Below are 15,879 nucleotides of genomic sequence, written 5' to 3' on the forward strand. Positions count from 1 at the left end.
TCCCCGGCACGTTGATTCTCTGGGGGTAAGGGGGACGTTTGCCTGAAATTCAGACTTTCACCCCAAACGAGCACTCAACACGCCTTTTTCTGGTCCCGAACCCAGAACGCGACCGGCCTCCTACCTTCACTGAGGTCCTGATGAAATATTCAGGCTAGCCTCAGCGTAATGCACCCTACGCGAGCCCCATAGGTGGGCTTCTGCATGTTCTCAAAAGAGGATGGAGCGCTCCGGACGATCTGATATGATGGGGCCACGGTTGACATGGAAAGTCGAGGTCATGTTCGATTTTTTCGTCAAATCAGGACTTAAGCGCATTCTGTTCCTGGCGTTATGCTGGTGGGCCTTGACGGAGGGGTCGTCGGCCTGGGCCTTCGGCGTGCCGGTCATTCTCATCGCGCTTGTTTCAAGCTTCCTCATCAATCCGTCCGGATACAGGCCCCTGTACGGTCTGCCCCGTTTTCTCGGTTTCTTTCTCTGGCACTCGCTGCTCGGCGGCATCGATGTCGCGCGGCGCGCCTTGCATCCGAAAATGCCTCTGGCGCCGGCATTCGTGGATTTTTCCCTGCGGCTGACAGACGAGGCGGCCTGCGTACTTCTCATCAACACCGTCAATTTGCTGCCGGGCACCCTGGTCGCCGAACTGGACGAGCAGCGGCTGCAGGTTCATGTCCTAGACAAGGGGCTGCCCATTCTCGAATCCCTGCGAACGGTGGAAGAACGGGTTGCGGCTCTGTTCGGCCTCTCCTTGAATCAAGCCGGGGATACGCCCTATGCCTGAACTGAACCTGGCGCTCGCTTTCTTTCTGCTCCTCAACATCGCCGCCGGATTGCTCCGGATCGTGCGCGGTCCTACCTCGGCCGATCGCATGCTGGCGGCACAGTTGTTCGGCACGACCGGCGTAGCGGTCTTGCTGTTGTTGGCGGAGGCGCAAAACTTGCCGGCGCTCCGCGATGTCGCCTTGACTTTCGTGCTGCTCGCGGTGCTTGCGACAGTGGCGTTCGTAAGGCGGTTTTCCGATCGCAGCGACGGGGATGACGAGTCATGAACGATATTGCGCTTCAATGGCTTTCTGCCTTCTCGCTGTTTCTTGGCGTTTCATTCTTTTTTGCCGGAACCGTCGGTCTATTGCGCTTTCCCGATACGTACACCCGAATTCATGCCCTCACCAAAGCCGATAATTTAGGGTTAGGCCTGGTCATTTTCGGTCTGATGCTGCAGACCGAATCCTGGGCGGTGATACTGAAACTCTTGCTGATCTGGCTGCTCGCGCTGCCGGCCAGCGCCACGGCCTGCCATCTGCTCGCCCGCCATACCCTGCGGTCCGAACACCGGGCCAGAGTTTCCACTTGGCAGGAACCACAGTGATGCTCGGCGAAATACTGGATTTTTCGTTGGCTGCAATCCTGATTTGGATTGCCTGGCGGACCGTGGCAACCCCCGATTTGTTCAATGCGGTGGTGCTGTTCATCGCCTTCGGCCTTCTGATGACGCTGGCCTGGGTAAGGCTGCACGCTGCGGACATCGCCCTGGCCGAAACCGCCATCGGCACCGGGCTAACCGGAGCCCTGATGCTCGACGCCGTGGCGCACATCACCGGTAAACGCGGACGCCGGCGTGCGGGAAGGAACCCATCATGAGCGCGGTGTACGGACCGATCCGACAGATCGCCGCCGCGCTCGCTTGGATCTTGGGCATCGGCCTTAGCGCCGCGATAGTCGCGCTTTCCCGCCCGGACTTCGGCTTGGCGGAACTCGTCGAAGCGCATCTGGAGGAAAGCGGCGTCCGACACCCGGTAACGGCCGTGCTGCTGAATTATCGCGGCTACGACACTCTTCTGGAGATTGTCGTGCTATTGTTGGCCGTGCTGGGAATCCTGGCATTCCGGCCTCCCGGCCCCGCCACCATACCCGACGCCGCGCCCGATTCGAGCCCCGTGCTCGCGGCTCTGAATCGCTTGATAGTTCCGCTCATCGTTCTCGCTGCGGGATATCTGTTATGGGCGGGCGCGCACCGGCCGGGTGGAGCATTCCAAGCGGGGGCTGTGCTCGCGGGGGGCGGCGTTCTGCTGCGCCTGACCGGCACGATTCCAAGCTTCGAGTCGCCGAATGCATGGTTGCGTGTAAGCCTCGTTGTGGGCCTCGGGGTATTTCTTGCGGTTGCCGCTCTGCCGCTGTTCGAGGGTTCGAGGCTGCTGGAATACCGAACGGCGGAAGCGGCAACGGCTATCCTGGTGGTGGAATCGGCGCTGACCGTGTCGATCGCGGCGATTCTCGCAACCGCTTTCATCGGCGCGGCACCTCCCCGCATTCGATGCATGTCACCGTCCCGACCTGCGCACTCGGCGGAGGGCGAAAGAGCGGGACAGTCATGATCGGCGGCGGGCTGATCTATGCCATGGCCGGCGTGGTTCTGTTCGCCCTCGGCTTTTACGGCTTCATCGTCCATGCTCATCTGGTACGGAGACTGATCGCATTCAACATCATGGGCAGCGGCGTATTCCTGGTCCTCGTGGGGCTGCCGCAGCGAGCCGCCGGAACGCCGCCGGACCGGGTTTCGGAAGCCCTGGTGCTCACCGGAATCATCGTCGCGGTCAGCGCTACCGCTTTCGGGCTGGCGCTGGTCCGGCGTCTTTACGACTTGACCGGAGAAACTCGCCTGCCGAACGATCCTCGGCCCGAGCCATGAGCGGCATCTCGTTCGCCGCGCCATGGATACCCTTGCTGATTTTGCTTCCTCTGATGGCCGGAGCTCTTTCCTTCCTGTTCGGACCGCGCGGCCACAGAAGCCTGCTGGCGGCAACGATGACCGGCATTTGGTTCTCGCTGATACGGCTCATTCTCGAATTCGAAAATGCGGGCCTCCAGCACTATCCGATCGGAGGCTGGGGAGCACCTCTCGGGATCGATCTTCGAGCAGACGGGCTGAGCCTCGCGATGTTGGGCATGACGGCGACCGTAGGAAGTTTCATCAGCCTCTATGCTCTGGGTTATTTTGCCGGCGACGAAAACCGCGGCATCCGGTTCTGGCCGCTTTGGTGGCTTTTGTGGGGGGCGCTCAACGCCGTTTTTCTCTCGGCTGATCTCTTCAATTTGTACGTAACCCTCGAACTGTTGAGTCTAAGCGCCGTCGGTCTGGTCGTGCTCGCGGGCGACCGAGACTCGCTCGCTGCCGGACTCCGCTATCTTCTCGCGGCGCTGGCGGGCTCTCTGGCGTATCTCATGGGCGTAGCCCTGCTGTACGGCGCCTACGGCACCTTGTCACTGGAGCGGATGGCGGGATTGTTCCGCCCGGAACCCGCAAACACATTGGCGGCGAGCCTGATTACCGTGGGACTGATGCTGAAGACTGCCCTTTTTCCACTCCATTTCTGGTTGCCGCCTGCGCACGGGAGTGCTTTGGCTCCGGTCAGCGCTCTGCTGTCGGGACTGGTCATCAAGGCTTCTTTTTACATGCTGCTGCGCCTTTGGTTCGAGGTCTTTCCGTCCGCGCTGACCGAAGTCTTTACACAAGGAATCGGCTCTCTGGGCGCCATAGCCGTGTTTGCCGGGGCTTGGCTCGCGTTTCACCAGGAAAAGCTGAAAATGCTGATCGCCTGGTCGACCGTGACTCAGATCGGCTATCTGTTTCTGACCTTTCCCCTGGCCGCGGCGTCTCCCGCCGGCGCGCTGACTGCCTTGAGCGGCGGCGTGTACCTGGCCGTGTCCCATGCCGTGGCCAAGGCCGCCGTGTTCTTGGCGGCCGGCGCCATGCTGAAAGTGACCGACGAAGACCGGATCGATCGGCTGGAGGGCGTCGGCCGGCACCTGCCGATCAGCCTGTTCGCCTTCGCCATGGCTGGTGTCAGCCTCATGGGTCTGCCGCCGAGCGGAGGATTCATCGCCAAGTGGCTTCTGCTCAATGCCGCGCTGTCGTCCGGGCAATGGTGGTGGGCCGCCGTTCTGGTCTTGGGCGGGCTCGCGTCCGCCGCCTATATCTTTCGAGTGCTGCGCCGCTGTTTTCTGCCACCAAGGGAGTACGCTGCGTTCCATCCGGTGCCCTTGGTCATGCCCTTAGCCGCGCTGTCTTTGGCCGGCATCGCCCTGGCCCTGGGGCTGGCGGCGGCTTATCCGCTTCGCCTCTTGCAGACGGGCACGCCCCTTCTGCTCGAAGCCTCCGCACCGTCGACGGTGGCCCCATGACTTTCGACGATTGGTTGCCCCTCCTGGTGGTATTGAGTTCGCTCATAACCGGCCTGCTCATTTTCTTCGTCGGCGAGGAACAGCATCGCACCCGCTCCTGGCTCAATCTGATCGGCGCGGTAGCCAAGCTCGTGCTGGTGGGCATCATGGTATGGGGCGTGTTCCAGAGACATCGTTACGAAACCCGGTTGCCTCTGCTGCCGGATCAAGATTTCGTATTGCGCGCCGACGCGATGGGCATGCTGTTCGTGGGGCTTTCCTCGGTCCTATGGCTGCTCACTACGATCTACGCGATCGGCTATCTGGAAGGATCGCCCCATCGCAGCCGGTTTTTCGGTTTTTTCAGCCTGTGCGTGACCTCCACCATGGGCATCGCACTGGCCGGCGATCTCATAACCTTCATCATTTTTTACGAGCTGCTGACGTTGTCCACTTATCCCTTGGTGGTGCACCGCGGTACAGCGGACGCGTTGCGCGCCGGGAAGGTCTATTTGCAATACACGATGACCGGCGGCGCACTGCTGCTGGTGGGCGTCGTCTGGCTGTACGAGGTGGTAGGGTCTGTCGAGTTCACCGAGCGCGGTGTGCTGGCGGGGGTTTCGGTGGTTGATTACCCTGACCTGCTCGCGATCTTCGCGATTCTGGTCGCGGGGCTCGGGGTCAAGACTGCGCTGGTGCCGCTCCACGGCTGGCTGCCGGTCGCCATGGTGGCGCCCGCCCCGGTAAGCGCCTTGTTGCATGCAGTGGCGGTGGTCAAGGCCGGGGCCTTCGGCATCGTGCGCATCGCCTACGACGTGTACGGGGTGGAGTTCGCCGCTCGCCTGGGCGTGCTGGATCCCTTGTCATGGGTCGCGGGCATCACCATCGTGTATGGCTCGGTGCGGGCGTTGACTCAGGACGACCTCAAGCGGCGGCTGGCCTATTCCACCGTCGGTCAGGTGTCGTACATCGTACTGGGAATCGGCATTCTCGGTCCGCTGGCGACCATCGGCGGCGTCGTGCACCTGGTACACCAGGGACTGATGAAGATCACTCTGTTCTTCTGCGCAGGCGATCTGGCCGAAACCCTGGGCATTCACAAGATCAGCGAAATGAACGGCGTCGGCCGGCGCATGCCCTGGTCCATGGTTGCGTTTACCGTGGCGGCCTTGGGCATGATCGGCGTCCCGCCGGTCGCCGGCTTCGTCACCAAATGGTATCTGGGCTTGGGGGCGATAGCCGCGAAGGACTACTGGGCGCTCGCTGTGCTTGCCGTCAGCACCGTGCTCAACGCCGCTTATTTCCTGCCGGTCCTACGTCGCATCTGGTTTCTGCCCGCGAGCGGAGAATGGCCGAAACGCGAACGCGATCAGCTCGAAACCCGTCCGACGCTGCTGGTGCCCACATTGATCACCGCTCTTCTCTCCCTTGCCGCCGGACTGTTCGCGGGCTCGTGGTTCAGCCCGCTGGGTTGGGCCAAGTTGGTCACGGCCCGGGAGTACGTTTCGTGAGTCCCGGTTGGCTGGTCGCCGCCGCGCTGCTCGCTCCTTCCCTTCTGGCGATCGCGCTATTCATGGCCTCAAGGCGTTCCCCGATATGGCCTATCGCGCCCTGGGCCGCATTGCCGGGCCTGGTTCTGGCCGCCGCGCCGGATTTCCGCATCGATCTTTCCTGGTTATTGCTAGGCACGCGTTTGGGACTGGATGCCACCGGTCGGATGTTTCTGATCTTCACCGCTCTGCTCTGGCTGATTGCCGGCCTTTACGCTCAGGTTTATCTGGCCTCCGATTCGAAGCGCCGCCGCTTCGGCGGGTTCTTTCTGAGCACCATGACAGGAAATCTGGGAGTCATTTTGGCCCAGGACGTGGCGAGTTTTTATTTATTCTTTTCTCTGATGACTTTTTCCGCCTATGGCTTGATCGTGCATGAGGGCGGTGAAGAGCCGCACCGAGCGGGGCGCATCTATCTGATCCTGGCCATCCTTGGGGAGGCCATGCTGCTCGTCGCTTTTTTGCTGAGCGCGAGCGCGGCGGAAAGTCTGTTTCTCGACCAGATTCCGAAGGCGGTCGCCGTATCGCCGCAGCGAAATCTGATCGTGGCGTTGTTCCTCGGCGGATTCGGGATCAAGGTTGGTGTCCTGGTGCTTCATGTCTGGCTACCTTTGGCGCATCCGGTCGCCCCCACTCCCGCCAGCGCGGTGCTGAGCGGAGTCATCATCAAGGCCGGTCTCTTGGGCTGGCTGCGCTTTCTGCCGCTGGGGCAGGCGGCCCTTCCCGATTGGGGCTATGGACTGACGGCCGCAGGGCTCGCCGCGGCGTTCTACGGTGCTGGGGTGGGATTGGTCCAAAAGGACTCCAAAACCGTGCTGGCCTATTCCAGCATCAGCCAAATGGGGCTCATCACCGTGCCGGTCGGATTGGGCTTGGCGGCACCGGCGGGCTGGCCGTCGTGTCTGGCGGCGGTTACGGTCTATGCGGTCCATCATGCTCTGGCCAAGGGAGCCTTGTTCCTCGGCGTCGGAGTCGCGCGGGAAACCGCTCGCGACGAGCGGAAACTTCGCTGGATCACGGCCGGGCTGCTGCTGCCCGCGCTGGCGCTGGCGGGAGCTCCCTTTACCAGCGGTGCGCTCGCCAAAGAGTCGCTCAAGAGAGCCATAGGCTCGGTGCCCGAACCATCGCAGGACTGGCTGGCCTGGACATTGTCTTTCGCGGCGGTGGGCACCACGCTGCTGCTCGTACGCTTCCTCTACCTGGTCCGACACGAGGCGCTGACGGAAAGCCACGGCAGCGGGAGCCGGGGATTGGGTCTTACCTGGGGGCTGGCGCTGCTTGGCGTATTTGCACTCACCTGGATCATGTTCGCCGACGCGGCGCGGGCCTTTTTCGAGCATGCGCTGGAACCCGGGATTCTCTGGAGCGAATTATGGCCGGTGGGCGGCGGTATCTTGCTGGCTTATCTGTTCGGCCGCCGGTTCGCCCGGTCCGCCCCGCCGATACCAGCGGGCGATTTGCTCGTACCGGCGGAACGGCTGGCGCTGAGTGCCTGGACGGGTATGAAAAGTTTATGGAATAAGGCGGTCCGGAAACCGGCTCGCCCGCCATGGAAAACCTTAGGCGCACGGCTGGCCCAGGGCCTGGCATACGGCCAAGCGTGGCTTGAAAGCATGGCCATCGCCGGAATCCTGTTTCTCTTGCTCATCGTGCTTTTTGCCTTGGCATTGCTCCCGAAGAACTTCGGGCGTGAATAAGAGCCTATCCCAGTAGGTTCAAGAAACCCTTCGACAAGCTCAGGGCGAACGGCCTACCAGGATCGGCGCACGGAAGGTGAAGTCGGCGAGGTACTCGACGTGGATGATCGCGGCACATTGACCCGCGACGAACGCTATCAGGCCTCGGCTTACTCCGCGTATTTGCAGGACGCCATGCGCTTCGGCGACTGGACGATAACTCCGGGCCTCCGCATGGAGCACTACACCCAAAACAAGACGCGCGTTTTCGACGCAGAGGATGGCCCCGAGCCGAAAGAGGAAGACAACACATCGATTCTGCTGCCGGGCATCAGCTTTCTTTACAGCGGCTTCACGGACACACAGCTCTTTGCCAGCGTGCAGCGGGGCTGTACGCCCGCGCCGGCTCGCGGCAGCGACTTCCCGCTGGTTCCCGAAACCGGCATCAACTCGCAGGTCGGGTTGCGCTCCAGCTTCGTGAAGGGCATCAATTTCGAACTGGCGGGCTTCTACAACGTTTTGAACAACACGCTCGTGCAACTCCCCTTCATCGATCCGAACACCGGGCGGGACATATTCATCAATGCGGAAGATTCCGAGGCCGTCGGCGTCGATGTCGCGGTGCGGGTCGACTCGGCCGCTTACACCCAGTCGCCCTATAATTTCTTTGGCATGCTGGCCTACAACTATACGGACGCGAGATTCACCGAGGGCGTCAGCAAGGGTAATCAAGTGCCCGAGGTTCCGCTGCACACGGGCAGTTTGACCTTGGGCCTGGAACACACGAGCGGCTGGCAGATCAGCGCGACCCTGACCCATATGGACAGCTTCTTCACCGACCCGGCCAACACCCGCGATCCCATCCTGACGGATGAAGACGGCGCCCCTCCGGAGGCGGGCGATGTGATCGACCTCCGCGAGCCCATCGTCGTGGGCGCCGTCCCCAGCCGCACCCTCCTTTCGGCGCGCGCGACCTATGCCATCCCGAACACTCCGGTAACGCTCTGGGTTCAAGGTCGCAACCTGACGGACAAGCTGTATGTCTCAGACTACTCGAACGGTTTGCGCCCGGGCCCGAGCCGAACGGTGATCGGCGGCGTGACGATCCGCTTTTGAGAACGTCTGAATCGTATCCCTACCCGCCTGAACTTGGGGGTTCCCGAGCTCCCCGCTTGGGAACCCATTGGCGAAAACGCTAATGCTTATTCCAGTATTGACCATTCAGGAATCACCGAGCATAAGTCCCCTTTCCCACCGGGTGTCGCAAAAGCAAAAATAGGCCGGGATGACGAAGAAATCCCAGCAATCCGCGAAAATGCTGGGTTTCGTTCCTCAGCCCAGCCTATAAATTGGACCTTTGCAACACTTTCCAGTGGGCGGGGGTCAGGGTTTTGCTCTCAAAATCAGAGGATACGAAGATATATAGACCTCGGCGCAGTTCGAGAAACAACTACATCAACGTCGCGTCCGGATTCAGAGCGAAAAAACCCAACAGCCCATAACAAGCAACCGCCAGGGCTGCATGGGCCATCAGCACGATTCTAGGCGCCGATCTCCCTCTTTTGGCGGCGAATCCCATCGCAGCTCCCAAAAGAATGATGACTACGGCCATGCCGATATTGGCATAAACCCGCTGGTCGCCATCCAGCGCGACAGCGATCACCAAACCGGAGCCCAGCAGCGCGGCGGCGGCATGAACCAGCGAGTAAGCCGGCCCCACGGATTGGCCGCGCCAGGCGTCCCGGATCATCATCAAGCCCATAGCGGCAACTAAAGTAAAAACGGCAAGCGCACCCATCAACATATCGAAATCCTCCTTGGAAGTGGAATGAATGGAAAACGTCTCAAAGGAAACGTGCGGACTTAACAAAGAAAGAATCGAGCCAACTTGACCTACAAACATCCACTTTGCCTCAACCAGATTACGAAACAGAGGGCAAGGTCACGCAACGCTTGCTGCGCGGCCATATTTCGAGTGAACGGAACTTAAGGAAGGATGCGGCATATCGGCAATCGCGGCACCGTGAATGGCCTTCCCTTCTAGGTCGGAGCGGCAAAAGCCTAAGTCGTCTGTGGCGTTTGACGGAAAAAACTCGACGGAGCACATGCCGCTCGTTAAAAGATCTCAACCCGCTTGGCGGCTTTTTGCGCGCGGTCCGTCTACCTCCACGAGGATAAACAATAACATTGGGGGGTCTAGATGAAGCTTTTGACCCGGCAGACCATCCGAGCGAAGAGATCGCACATCGATCCCCTGGCACGAGTTCCCGCACCACCGGTGGGGTCGCGCTGCTGGTCTCGGTCTTGACCGGAATCTACCTCTGGTGGCCGAGCCGGAATCAGCTCGTCCGGGCCTTGACCGTCAAGCGCCGCGCGAGCCGGGAGCGCCTCATATTCGACCCGCACAAGGTTTTCGGCATCTACAGCGCTCCGGTACTCGCGGTCGTGGCGTTCAGCGGCGTCTATCTGGTGTTTTTCGATTACGTCCGCCCGATGGCCAATCTGTTCTCCCCGGTCGAACTGGATGGCTAGGCCGACCCGCACGGCCTGACTTCGAAAATAACGCCCGGAGCGACGCCGATTCCGATTGCGTCCGCCGTCAGCGCGGCTGAGTCCGTGTTTCCGGAAGCCCGCTTGCGGCGCGTCGGGCGAAAGGCGTATCGCGAAAACGCCTTGAGCGCGACCTTTATAGAGAGAAATCGAATTTGGCGAGGCGGGTTGTGCTGAGGCATGAACCCGACATTTCTCCGCTATGATCCGGGCGAATTGACATGGGCGTAATGCAAAAAAAAACGGGATGTCGACTGAACGGCATCCCGATCGAATGAGGAGATCTCACGCACTCGTACGGTTGGCCTCGGAGGAGAACCAATAGCTGCTACGAGATGGGGTTATCCTATTAAACCTAACCCATTGATTCAAGGTGACATTTTGTCGCATGGACCGTGCGGCATTTCACTCGGCGCAGTGCGGCAAATGCATTAATGGCCCGCCCTTCTAAAACCCAGCCCTTCCCTAAACCATTGAAATAACGATGAGATAATATCTGGCGCGAAGTTTGTTTCTATTTTTGTGCCGACTAGCGGTCAGCCTTTCCGAGCGCTTGGGAGTGCTCAGGGGAAAGGCTGGCCGCGACCACTCTGTGGATTTGTCCGGTTTTCAGCGACTTGTCTTTATTCCCCACACGTGGAATCGAGCAGGATATGGCTTCGAAAAGATATTCCACCTCCTCCAACTCCGGCCGAACCGTTGCAGCATGCCCAAGTTCCGAGTGTGCCATGTAAGCCATGGCCGGACGAATTAGCGCAAGACTCAAGGAAGTCACCATGAAAACGAAGCATTCGTTCTTTTCACGTTTTTTTGCGGGAGTGTTGTGGCTGGCTTCTTTTGCCGTAGCCCCCTCGATGGGGTCGGAAACGCTCGTGCGCGAAATCGATACTCCAGCGGCGCAGGGCAGCCGCCAACACCATCTGACTCAACTCGACCGAGAGCGGCTTTTGTTGAGCTGGGTGGAAGGCGACGAACAGTCGAGTCGCTTCCGTTTCGCCGTTCGCGAGCGCGGAATCTGGGCCGCGCCGCATACGGTCGTCGAGGGCCGCAACAAGTTCGCCGCGCCGCCGCTCGTGGTCGGACTGAAGGGTGGCGCATTGGCCGCGGTATGGATGACCTATCAGGACCGGGCGAAGGATCGCTACGCGGCCGACATTCATGTCTCGATATCCAAGGACGGCGGGCGCCAGTGGAGCAAACCGCAACGCCCCTACCCCGCCGCCGCTCGCATCTACGATGCCCAAATGTCCGCCGCTCCCCTGGAAAATGGTGGATTCGCGCTGGTGTGGACCGACCGGCGGCATCCGGATCGTTATCGCCTTATGGCCACGCTGATCGGTGCTGACGGACGCGCGAGCGCCGAAACGACGCTCGATCCCGACGTCTGCTCCTGTTGCGAGACCCGGACGGTAACCGATGGGAACACGCTATCGACGACTTACCGTGATCATCTCGCAGGCGAGCTCCGGGATATCGCCCTAATTCGCTGGAGCTCGGGCGGCATCCGTTCGAATGGAATCGTGCATGCCGACCGGTGGGCCATCGAGGGTTGTCCGAGCAACGGCCCCGCCGTGGCTTCGCAAGATGGACGGACGGTGGTCGCCTGGTTCACCGCAGCGGACGGCGTGGGGCGGGTAAAAGCGGCGTTTTCAGCCGACCAGGGCGCGCATTTCGGCGAACCCGTCGAACTTGGCGCCGATGCGAACGGCTACGTCGACACGCTGCTGTTGGAGGATGGTTCGGCTATCGCGGCTTGGCGGGGACGGGCGGGTCCAGACGAAGAACTGTGGATGGCCCGGCTGCGGCCAGACGGCACCCTGTTGGGTCGTACAAGCCTGTACCGCGGAGGATTCCCGCGTTGGCCGAGCCGCCATATCAGCCTGGCGCAGGCGGGCGATGAGATTTACGTAGCCTGGACCGATGTGGCGCAGCAGCGGGTGAGACTCGTCGGAACACCGGTGGCCGCCCTGACGGCGAATGCCGAAGATCTCGGGGAGTAACGAATCCATGAACGGCAGCGGTTTTGTCTCGACGGCGAACGCGGCCGGACGGATCGAGGCCGGTCTGCCATCGGGCTCCCCGGCCTCGTGGCGGTTTTCAGCCTACGGCATTTCCTGTAGTTCGCCGACGGGGATCGCCCCGTCCGAGCGGCCCTTCAGGTAAGCGTACAGGCCGTCGATCCCGTCGACCACCGCCTTGTTGCCGCTAAAAGCCGGCATGTTGTTGCGTCCGTTGAGCACGGTCGCTTTGAAATCTTCCGTGCTCATGTTCTTCAAGCCGGTCACCAGATTGGGAAAAGCGGCCCCTCCTTCCGCGGTCGGTCCATGGCAAGTCTCGCAGCGTTGGCGCTTGTAGAGTTTCCACCCATTGAAAGTCGCTTTGTCCACCGCTTTTCCTTCGACTTTATAAGGCGCTTCCGCATGAGCGATCGAGCAGACCGAAGCGGCAAGCACAAGCGCACCGGCTGCGGCCAGTCTCCTCAGAGCGAATAGCGTATCGATTCTTTGCATAAGGCCTCCTTTAGTATTGATTGAACAGCCAGGACGGATGCATTTTGATTCCTTCCCTGCCGGAAGCGCTGCAACGGCGCAAGAGCAACGGCAAAGCGTCTTTCTCTCATCGTTCCGCTCGCAACGGCCGCCAGTTCGAGGAGAGCTCAATTTGCATCAGTCGCGATGGAATCGGCTCGATTCGCGAGTCGTCGGCTCCCGATTCGAACTCGGGCATACCCAACCCATGCAAAAAAACGGCGGATGGGAGAGCGATGCCGGGGAATACCTGGCACTCGTTCAATCATCCGCCACAGTACAAGTTGAGGTTATGCACCAAAAGTGATTACAAAATTGGTGCCAAACGCCGGAAGCCTTGCTGGCCAAGCATCGTGTGGCTTGGTCGCCCTGTTCTTCGGGAAGGAATTGAGGGCTGTCACCCAGTTGTGCGGGAACACACGCAATTCGAGAGAACCGATCCATGATGCGCAAGGGGAACGGCTGGAACGCTTTCCAGTTTGCTATGAGTCTTCGAGCGTAACCCCCTCAGGAGAGGGCTGTTCTGAGGTAAAGGTCGAGCGGCGCTCGCCGTTCTCGCCAAATGCCGCTTTTGAAGGTGTAGGGACAAAAAAAGCGGACAGAGAATGCGCACCTGCCCGCTTGCATTGAAGCGAAAGTTCTTATCTTGCCATTTTTAGATGCTTCAACGCTTCGTCGGAATGCTGGGCGGCGATATCGGCGTGTCCCATCTTGCCGTGCTCGACCGCCTGATTGAGGTGGTTGATCGCCTCTTTCACGTGCTTAGTCGCTTCATCGTGATACTTCTCGGCGGCCTTGGCATGGGTGAGCGCTTCTTCGGCATGCTGGGTCGCCTGTGGCGCATGATTATCCTGGCCGTGGGCCAGGGCCTGCGCCGCGTGCTCGATGGCCTGGTCCGTATGCGCGTCCCAGGCGTAAGCCATCCCGCTCGCAGTCAAAACCAACGCGCCCATCAATGGAATGATCTTCGTCTTCATTTTTGCCTCCTTAGGTGCTATTCATCGGAATCGACATGTCCTACCCCATGCCGTAAACAACACAGGGCACGCTAAGCCTAACAGAATCATGATGCCGCACGAAAGAGTGACATTAGTATCGAAACCGGGACACGAGAAACCGGGTATGTCGTCCCGGACAAAGCCCTTTTATTAACCCGGCCTATAAATATAGGCCGGGTTAATCCGGGGCAGGGATGCCCCGGCGCAGCGACAAGCCGCGTGAGCCCAGGCCGGGCGTGTACCGGGCCTGGGCGGCGGCCCGAAATACCAGGAGGGTATTTACGGGCCTGATTAATAAACCCGACGCCGATTACAGCAGACGTTCGACTCTAATACTGTCTGACCCTGTCGGCGGTGCTCGTGTTCGGCTTAATCCGCTGGTTGCAGGAGCGGCAGGCAAAGATCGTAGATCAGGGTAAGGCGTTTCTCGACGTCTCGCGGCAGTGGAGATCATTTCAAAATTCGCGTCTTATCTTGCCCGCCAAGCCGGCTACCCGAGCTATGCCACACCAGGTGCGGCAATTCACACAGCAATCCGGTTCATGTATCGCCCAACCGCAAGGTTTCCGGCCCGCTTCCCATGGCATTTGTATTGCTTGAGCTCTTTGCCACCACGAGAAAGTGGCCTCGCTCAAGTCCGAAATAACAAAAACCAGCCGTAACCCCGTCCACCGTCAATGGACCATTCTTCCGCCTGCGTCAGCGATTTGTTCCTGGATCACCGGGAAACGCTCGTTCACACTCTGTTCCGTATGGTGGGCTGCCGGCAGACTGCCGAGGATCTGGCACAGGAAGCTTATGTGCGCGTGATGGGCGCGGCGGAGAGCCAACACGTCACCTACCTGAAAGCCTTTCTTTACCAAACCGCGCGCAATCTGGCTCTCGATCATTTGCGCAAGGCGAAGGTCCGCAGCCGGACGGATTGTCCGGAAGCCGATCCGGAGATCGTTGCCGAAATTCCGGCTTCGGCTCCGACACCGGAGCAGCATGCCGCAACGCAGCAGGATGTCGAAAGGCTGTTCGAAGCCTTGGCTGGCCTATCCGAGCGTCGGCGGCAAATTCTGATACTGCACAAGCTCCATCACTGGCCTTACGAACGCATAGCCAGCCATATCGGCCTGTCCCGCAGCGCCGTGGAAAAAAATGTCCATGCGGCGCTGGCTCATCTCGTATCCGTTTTGGGAGACGATATCTTCTGACGCCAGTGTGTTCCGGCACGCCCCGAACGTCTTATCCTATAACGCCTCCATTTCACGCGGACCCTATCCTCTTCATGACTTCCAACGGCGACGACGATCCCAAGGCGCCCGGCACGCCGCTAGCCGAGGCGCTGACATGGTTCGCGCGGCTGCGGGACAGCGAAACCGGCGCGGCCGAGCGGGAAGCCTTCCTGGCCTGGCATGCAGCCAAGCCCGAAAATACCGAGGCCTACGCCCGCGTGGAGAAGCTGTGGAATTCCCCGGCCTTATCCGAGGCGCTGGCAAGATTTCCCGCCGCGGTCCCGCCGGTCGTCGCCCGAAGCCGGCGGCGAACGGCCCGCCGTTGGGCCTCGGCCGCCTCCGTCCTGCTGCTGGCCGGCTGGATTGCGGCTGCATCCGGGCTCATCGACCGCTGGCGCGCCGATTACACTACGGTAGCCGGCGAACAGCGCCGCATCGCGCTGGCGGACGGTTCCACCGTCGTCCTGAATACCGATTCCGCCCTGGCGCTCGATTTCAACAACGATAGGCGCGGCGTTCGCCTTCTGGCCGGCGAGGCCTATTTCGAGGTCCGGCCCGACAGCGCACGGCCTTTCATCGTCAGCACCGGCAACGCGACCGTGCGGGTGGTGGGCACCCGGTTCGCGGTTCTGGCCGGGGAGACAACCTCGGTCGTCGTCGACAGCGGCATCGTCGCCTGCGGCAACGAGAAAGGCGCAAGCGTTAAGGTAACGGCGGGGCAGCGCGTATCGATCTCAAAGGAAACGGTCACGCCGCCGGAGACCATCGACCCAGGACGCGCCTTCGCCTGGCTCAACAAGCGGCTGATTTTTAAGGATCAATCCTTGGCGTACGTATTGAATGAAATCGACCGCTATCATCCCGGCGTCATCGTCATCGCCAGCGGGAGGCTTGCGGAGACCCGCGTCACCGGCAACTACAAGCTCGACGACACCGCCGCCGTGGTCCGTGCCCTCGCGGACATCGCCGGCGCCCGCGTCACGACCGTCTCGCCCTATCTGACGGTAGTGCGTTAGAGCGTTAATCGGCGTGCCCCTGGGTATGCCGGAAACGCGTTTCGCTTGCCGTAGCCCGTGAAATGACCGTAGGTTGCAATCGCCCATTTCAAGGTCGCCGAAACTATAGATACCGTCTTGGAAATCAAGACGCAAGCCGCGGGTCGAGCGGCGCAATGTCGCGAAGGGATTCGCGACCTA

17 protein-coding genes are annotated in these 15,879 nt (G+C 60.7%); 14 read left to right on the forward strand and 3 right to left on the reverse strand.

From position 1 onward, the window contains the following. The first annotated feature begins 280 nt into the window (after window positions 1-280). From ACR2TX_RS18860 to ACR2TX_RS18905, 10 genes are all read left to right on the forward strand, one after another. Entirely contained in the window at window positions 281-781 is a 501-nt protein-coding gene (locus ACR2TX_RS18860) for a Na+/H+ antiporter subunit E (protein WP_434130494.1), read from the forward strand. Then, a complete protein-coding gene (locus tag ACR2TX_RS18865; protein WP_086133912.1) occupies window positions 774-1,049 on the forward strand; it encodes a monovalent cation/H+ antiporter complex subunit F in 276 nt (91 codons plus the stop codon). Before ACR2TX_RS18860 ends, ACR2TX_RS18865 begins: the two co-directional genes overlap by 8 nt. Further along, entirely contained in the window at window positions 1,046-1,369 is a 324-nt protein-coding gene (mnhG, locus tag ACR2TX_RS18870) for a monovalent cation/H(+) antiporter subunit G (RefSeq protein ID WP_434130495.1), read from the forward strand. Before ACR2TX_RS18865 ends, mnhG begins: the two co-directional genes overlap by 4 nt. Beyond that, window positions 1,369-1,641: a Na(+)/H(+) antiporter subunit B gene (locus ACR2TX_RS18875; RefSeq protein WP_086133911.1), complete on the forward strand. Its 273-nt coding sequence runs from the start codon at window positions 1,369-1,371 to the stop codon at window positions 1,639-1,641. Before mnhG ends, ACR2TX_RS18875 begins: the two co-directional genes overlap by 1 nt. Further along, window positions 1,638-2,375 carry an MnhB domain-containing protein gene (locus ACR2TX_RS18880; RefSeq protein ID WP_434130496.1) on the forward strand — a complete coding sequence of 246 codons (738 nt, stop codon included), beginning with the start codon at window positions 1,638-1,640 and terminating at the stop codon, window positions 2,373-2,375. Before ACR2TX_RS18875 ends, ACR2TX_RS18880 begins: the two co-directional genes overlap by 4 nt. Then, window positions 2,372-2,689: an NADH-quinone oxidoreductase subunit K gene (locus ACR2TX_RS18885; protein WP_434130497.1), complete on the forward strand. Its 318-nt coding sequence runs from the start codon at window positions 2,372-2,374 to the stop codon at window positions 2,687-2,689. The genes ACR2TX_RS18880 and ACR2TX_RS18885 overlap by 4 nt, the downstream gene beginning before the upstream one ends. Then, complete coding sequence (locus ACR2TX_RS18890) at window positions 2,686-4,182, forward strand: complex I subunit 5 family protein (RefSeq protein WP_434130498.1); 1,497 nt, start codon at window positions 2,686-2,688, stop codon at window positions 4,180-4,182. Before ACR2TX_RS18885 ends, ACR2TX_RS18890 begins: the two co-directional genes overlap by 4 nt. Further along, the gene (locus ACR2TX_RS18895; RefSeq protein ID WP_434130499.1) at window positions 4,179-5,672 is read left to right on the forward strand and encodes a complex I subunit 5 family protein; all 1,494 of its coding nucleotides are present in this window, start codon (window positions 4,179-4,181) and stop codon (window positions 5,670-5,672) included. Before ACR2TX_RS18890 ends, ACR2TX_RS18895 begins: the two co-directional genes overlap by 4 nt. Further along, complete coding sequence (locus ACR2TX_RS18900; protein ID WP_434130500.1) at window positions 5,669-7,408, forward strand: complex I subunit 5 family protein; 1,740 nt, start codon at window positions 5,669-5,671, stop codon at window positions 7,406-7,408. The genes ACR2TX_RS18895 and ACR2TX_RS18900 overlap by 4 nt, the downstream gene beginning before the upstream one ends. Window positions 7,409-7,507: 99 nt before the next feature. Then, window positions 7,508-8,503 carry a TonB-dependent receptor domain-containing protein gene (locus ACR2TX_RS18905; protein WP_156881858.1) on the forward strand — a complete coding sequence of 332 codons (996 nt, stop codon included), beginning with the start codon at window positions 7,508-7,510 and terminating at the stop codon, window positions 8,501-8,503. A gap of 334 nt (window positions 8,504-8,837) precedes the next feature. Here the strand turns inward: ACR2TX_RS18905 and ACR2TX_RS18910 are convergent, their stop codons facing one another. Beyond that, window positions 8,838-9,191, reverse strand: coding sequence for a hypothetical protein (locus ACR2TX_RS18910; protein ID WP_133716138.1), 354 nt, complete (start codon window positions 9,189-9,191; stop codon window positions 8,838-8,840). A 383-nt stretch (window positions 9,192-9,574) separates the two neighbouring features. Here ACR2TX_RS18910 and ACR2TX_RS18915 point away from each other — a divergent pair, with 383 nt between their 5' ends. Together ACR2TX_RS18915 and ACR2TX_RS18920 are read left to right on the forward strand one after the other, a co-directional pair. Next, window positions 9,575-9,919 (forward strand): PepSY-associated TM helix domain-containing protein, encoded by a 345-nt coding sequence (locus tag ACR2TX_RS18915; RefSeq protein ID WP_156881859.1) that lies wholly within the window; start codon window positions 9,575-9,577, stop codon window positions 9,917-9,919. 794 nt (window positions 9,920-10,713) lie between these two features. Next, entirely contained in the window at window positions 10,714-11,937 is a 1,224-nt protein-coding gene (locus ACR2TX_RS18920; protein ID WP_347258696.1) for a sialidase family protein, read from the forward strand. A 102-nt stretch (window positions 11,938-12,039) separates the two neighbouring features. Here the strand turns inward: ACR2TX_RS18920 and ACR2TX_RS18925 are convergent, their stop codons facing one another. Both ACR2TX_RS18925 and smbP read right to left on the reverse strand, forming a co-directional pair. Further along, window positions 12,040-12,447, reverse strand: coding sequence for a c-type cytochrome (locus ACR2TX_RS18925; protein WP_086133900.1), 408 nt, complete (start codon window positions 12,445-12,447; stop codon window positions 12,040-12,042). Window positions 12,448-13,106: 659 nt separating this feature from the next. Beyond that, window positions 13,107-13,442 carry a small metal-binding protein SmbP gene (gene smbP / locus ACR2TX_RS18930; RefSeq protein WP_077732122.1) on the reverse strand — a complete coding sequence of 112 codons (336 nt, stop codon included), beginning with the start codon at window positions 13,440-13,442 and terminating at the stop codon, window positions 13,107-13,109. A gap of 698 nt (window positions 13,443-14,140) precedes the next feature. Between smbP and ACR2TX_RS18935 the strand changes: the two genes are divergently transcribed. Together ACR2TX_RS18935 and ACR2TX_RS18940 are read left to right on the forward strand one after the other, a co-directional pair. Further along, the gene (locus ACR2TX_RS18935) at window positions 14,141-14,662 is read left to right on the forward strand and encodes an RNA polymerase sigma factor (RefSeq protein ID WP_077732121.1); all 522 of its coding nucleotides are present in this window, start codon (window positions 14,141-14,143) and stop codon (window positions 14,660-14,662) included. A gap of 74 nt (window positions 14,663-14,736) precedes the next feature. Beyond that, window positions 14,737-15,699: a FecR family protein gene (locus ACR2TX_RS18940; protein WP_086133899.1), complete on the forward strand. Its 963-nt coding sequence runs from the start codon at window positions 14,737-14,739 to the stop codon at window positions 15,697-15,699. The last annotated feature ends 180 nt before the right edge of the window (window positions 15,700-15,879 follow it).

It is taken from the genome of Methylocaldum sp. GT1BB (assembly GCF_051027545.1).
Classification (GTDB): Bacteria; Pseudomonadota; Gammaproteobacteria; order Methylococcales; family Methylococcaceae; genus Methylocaldum.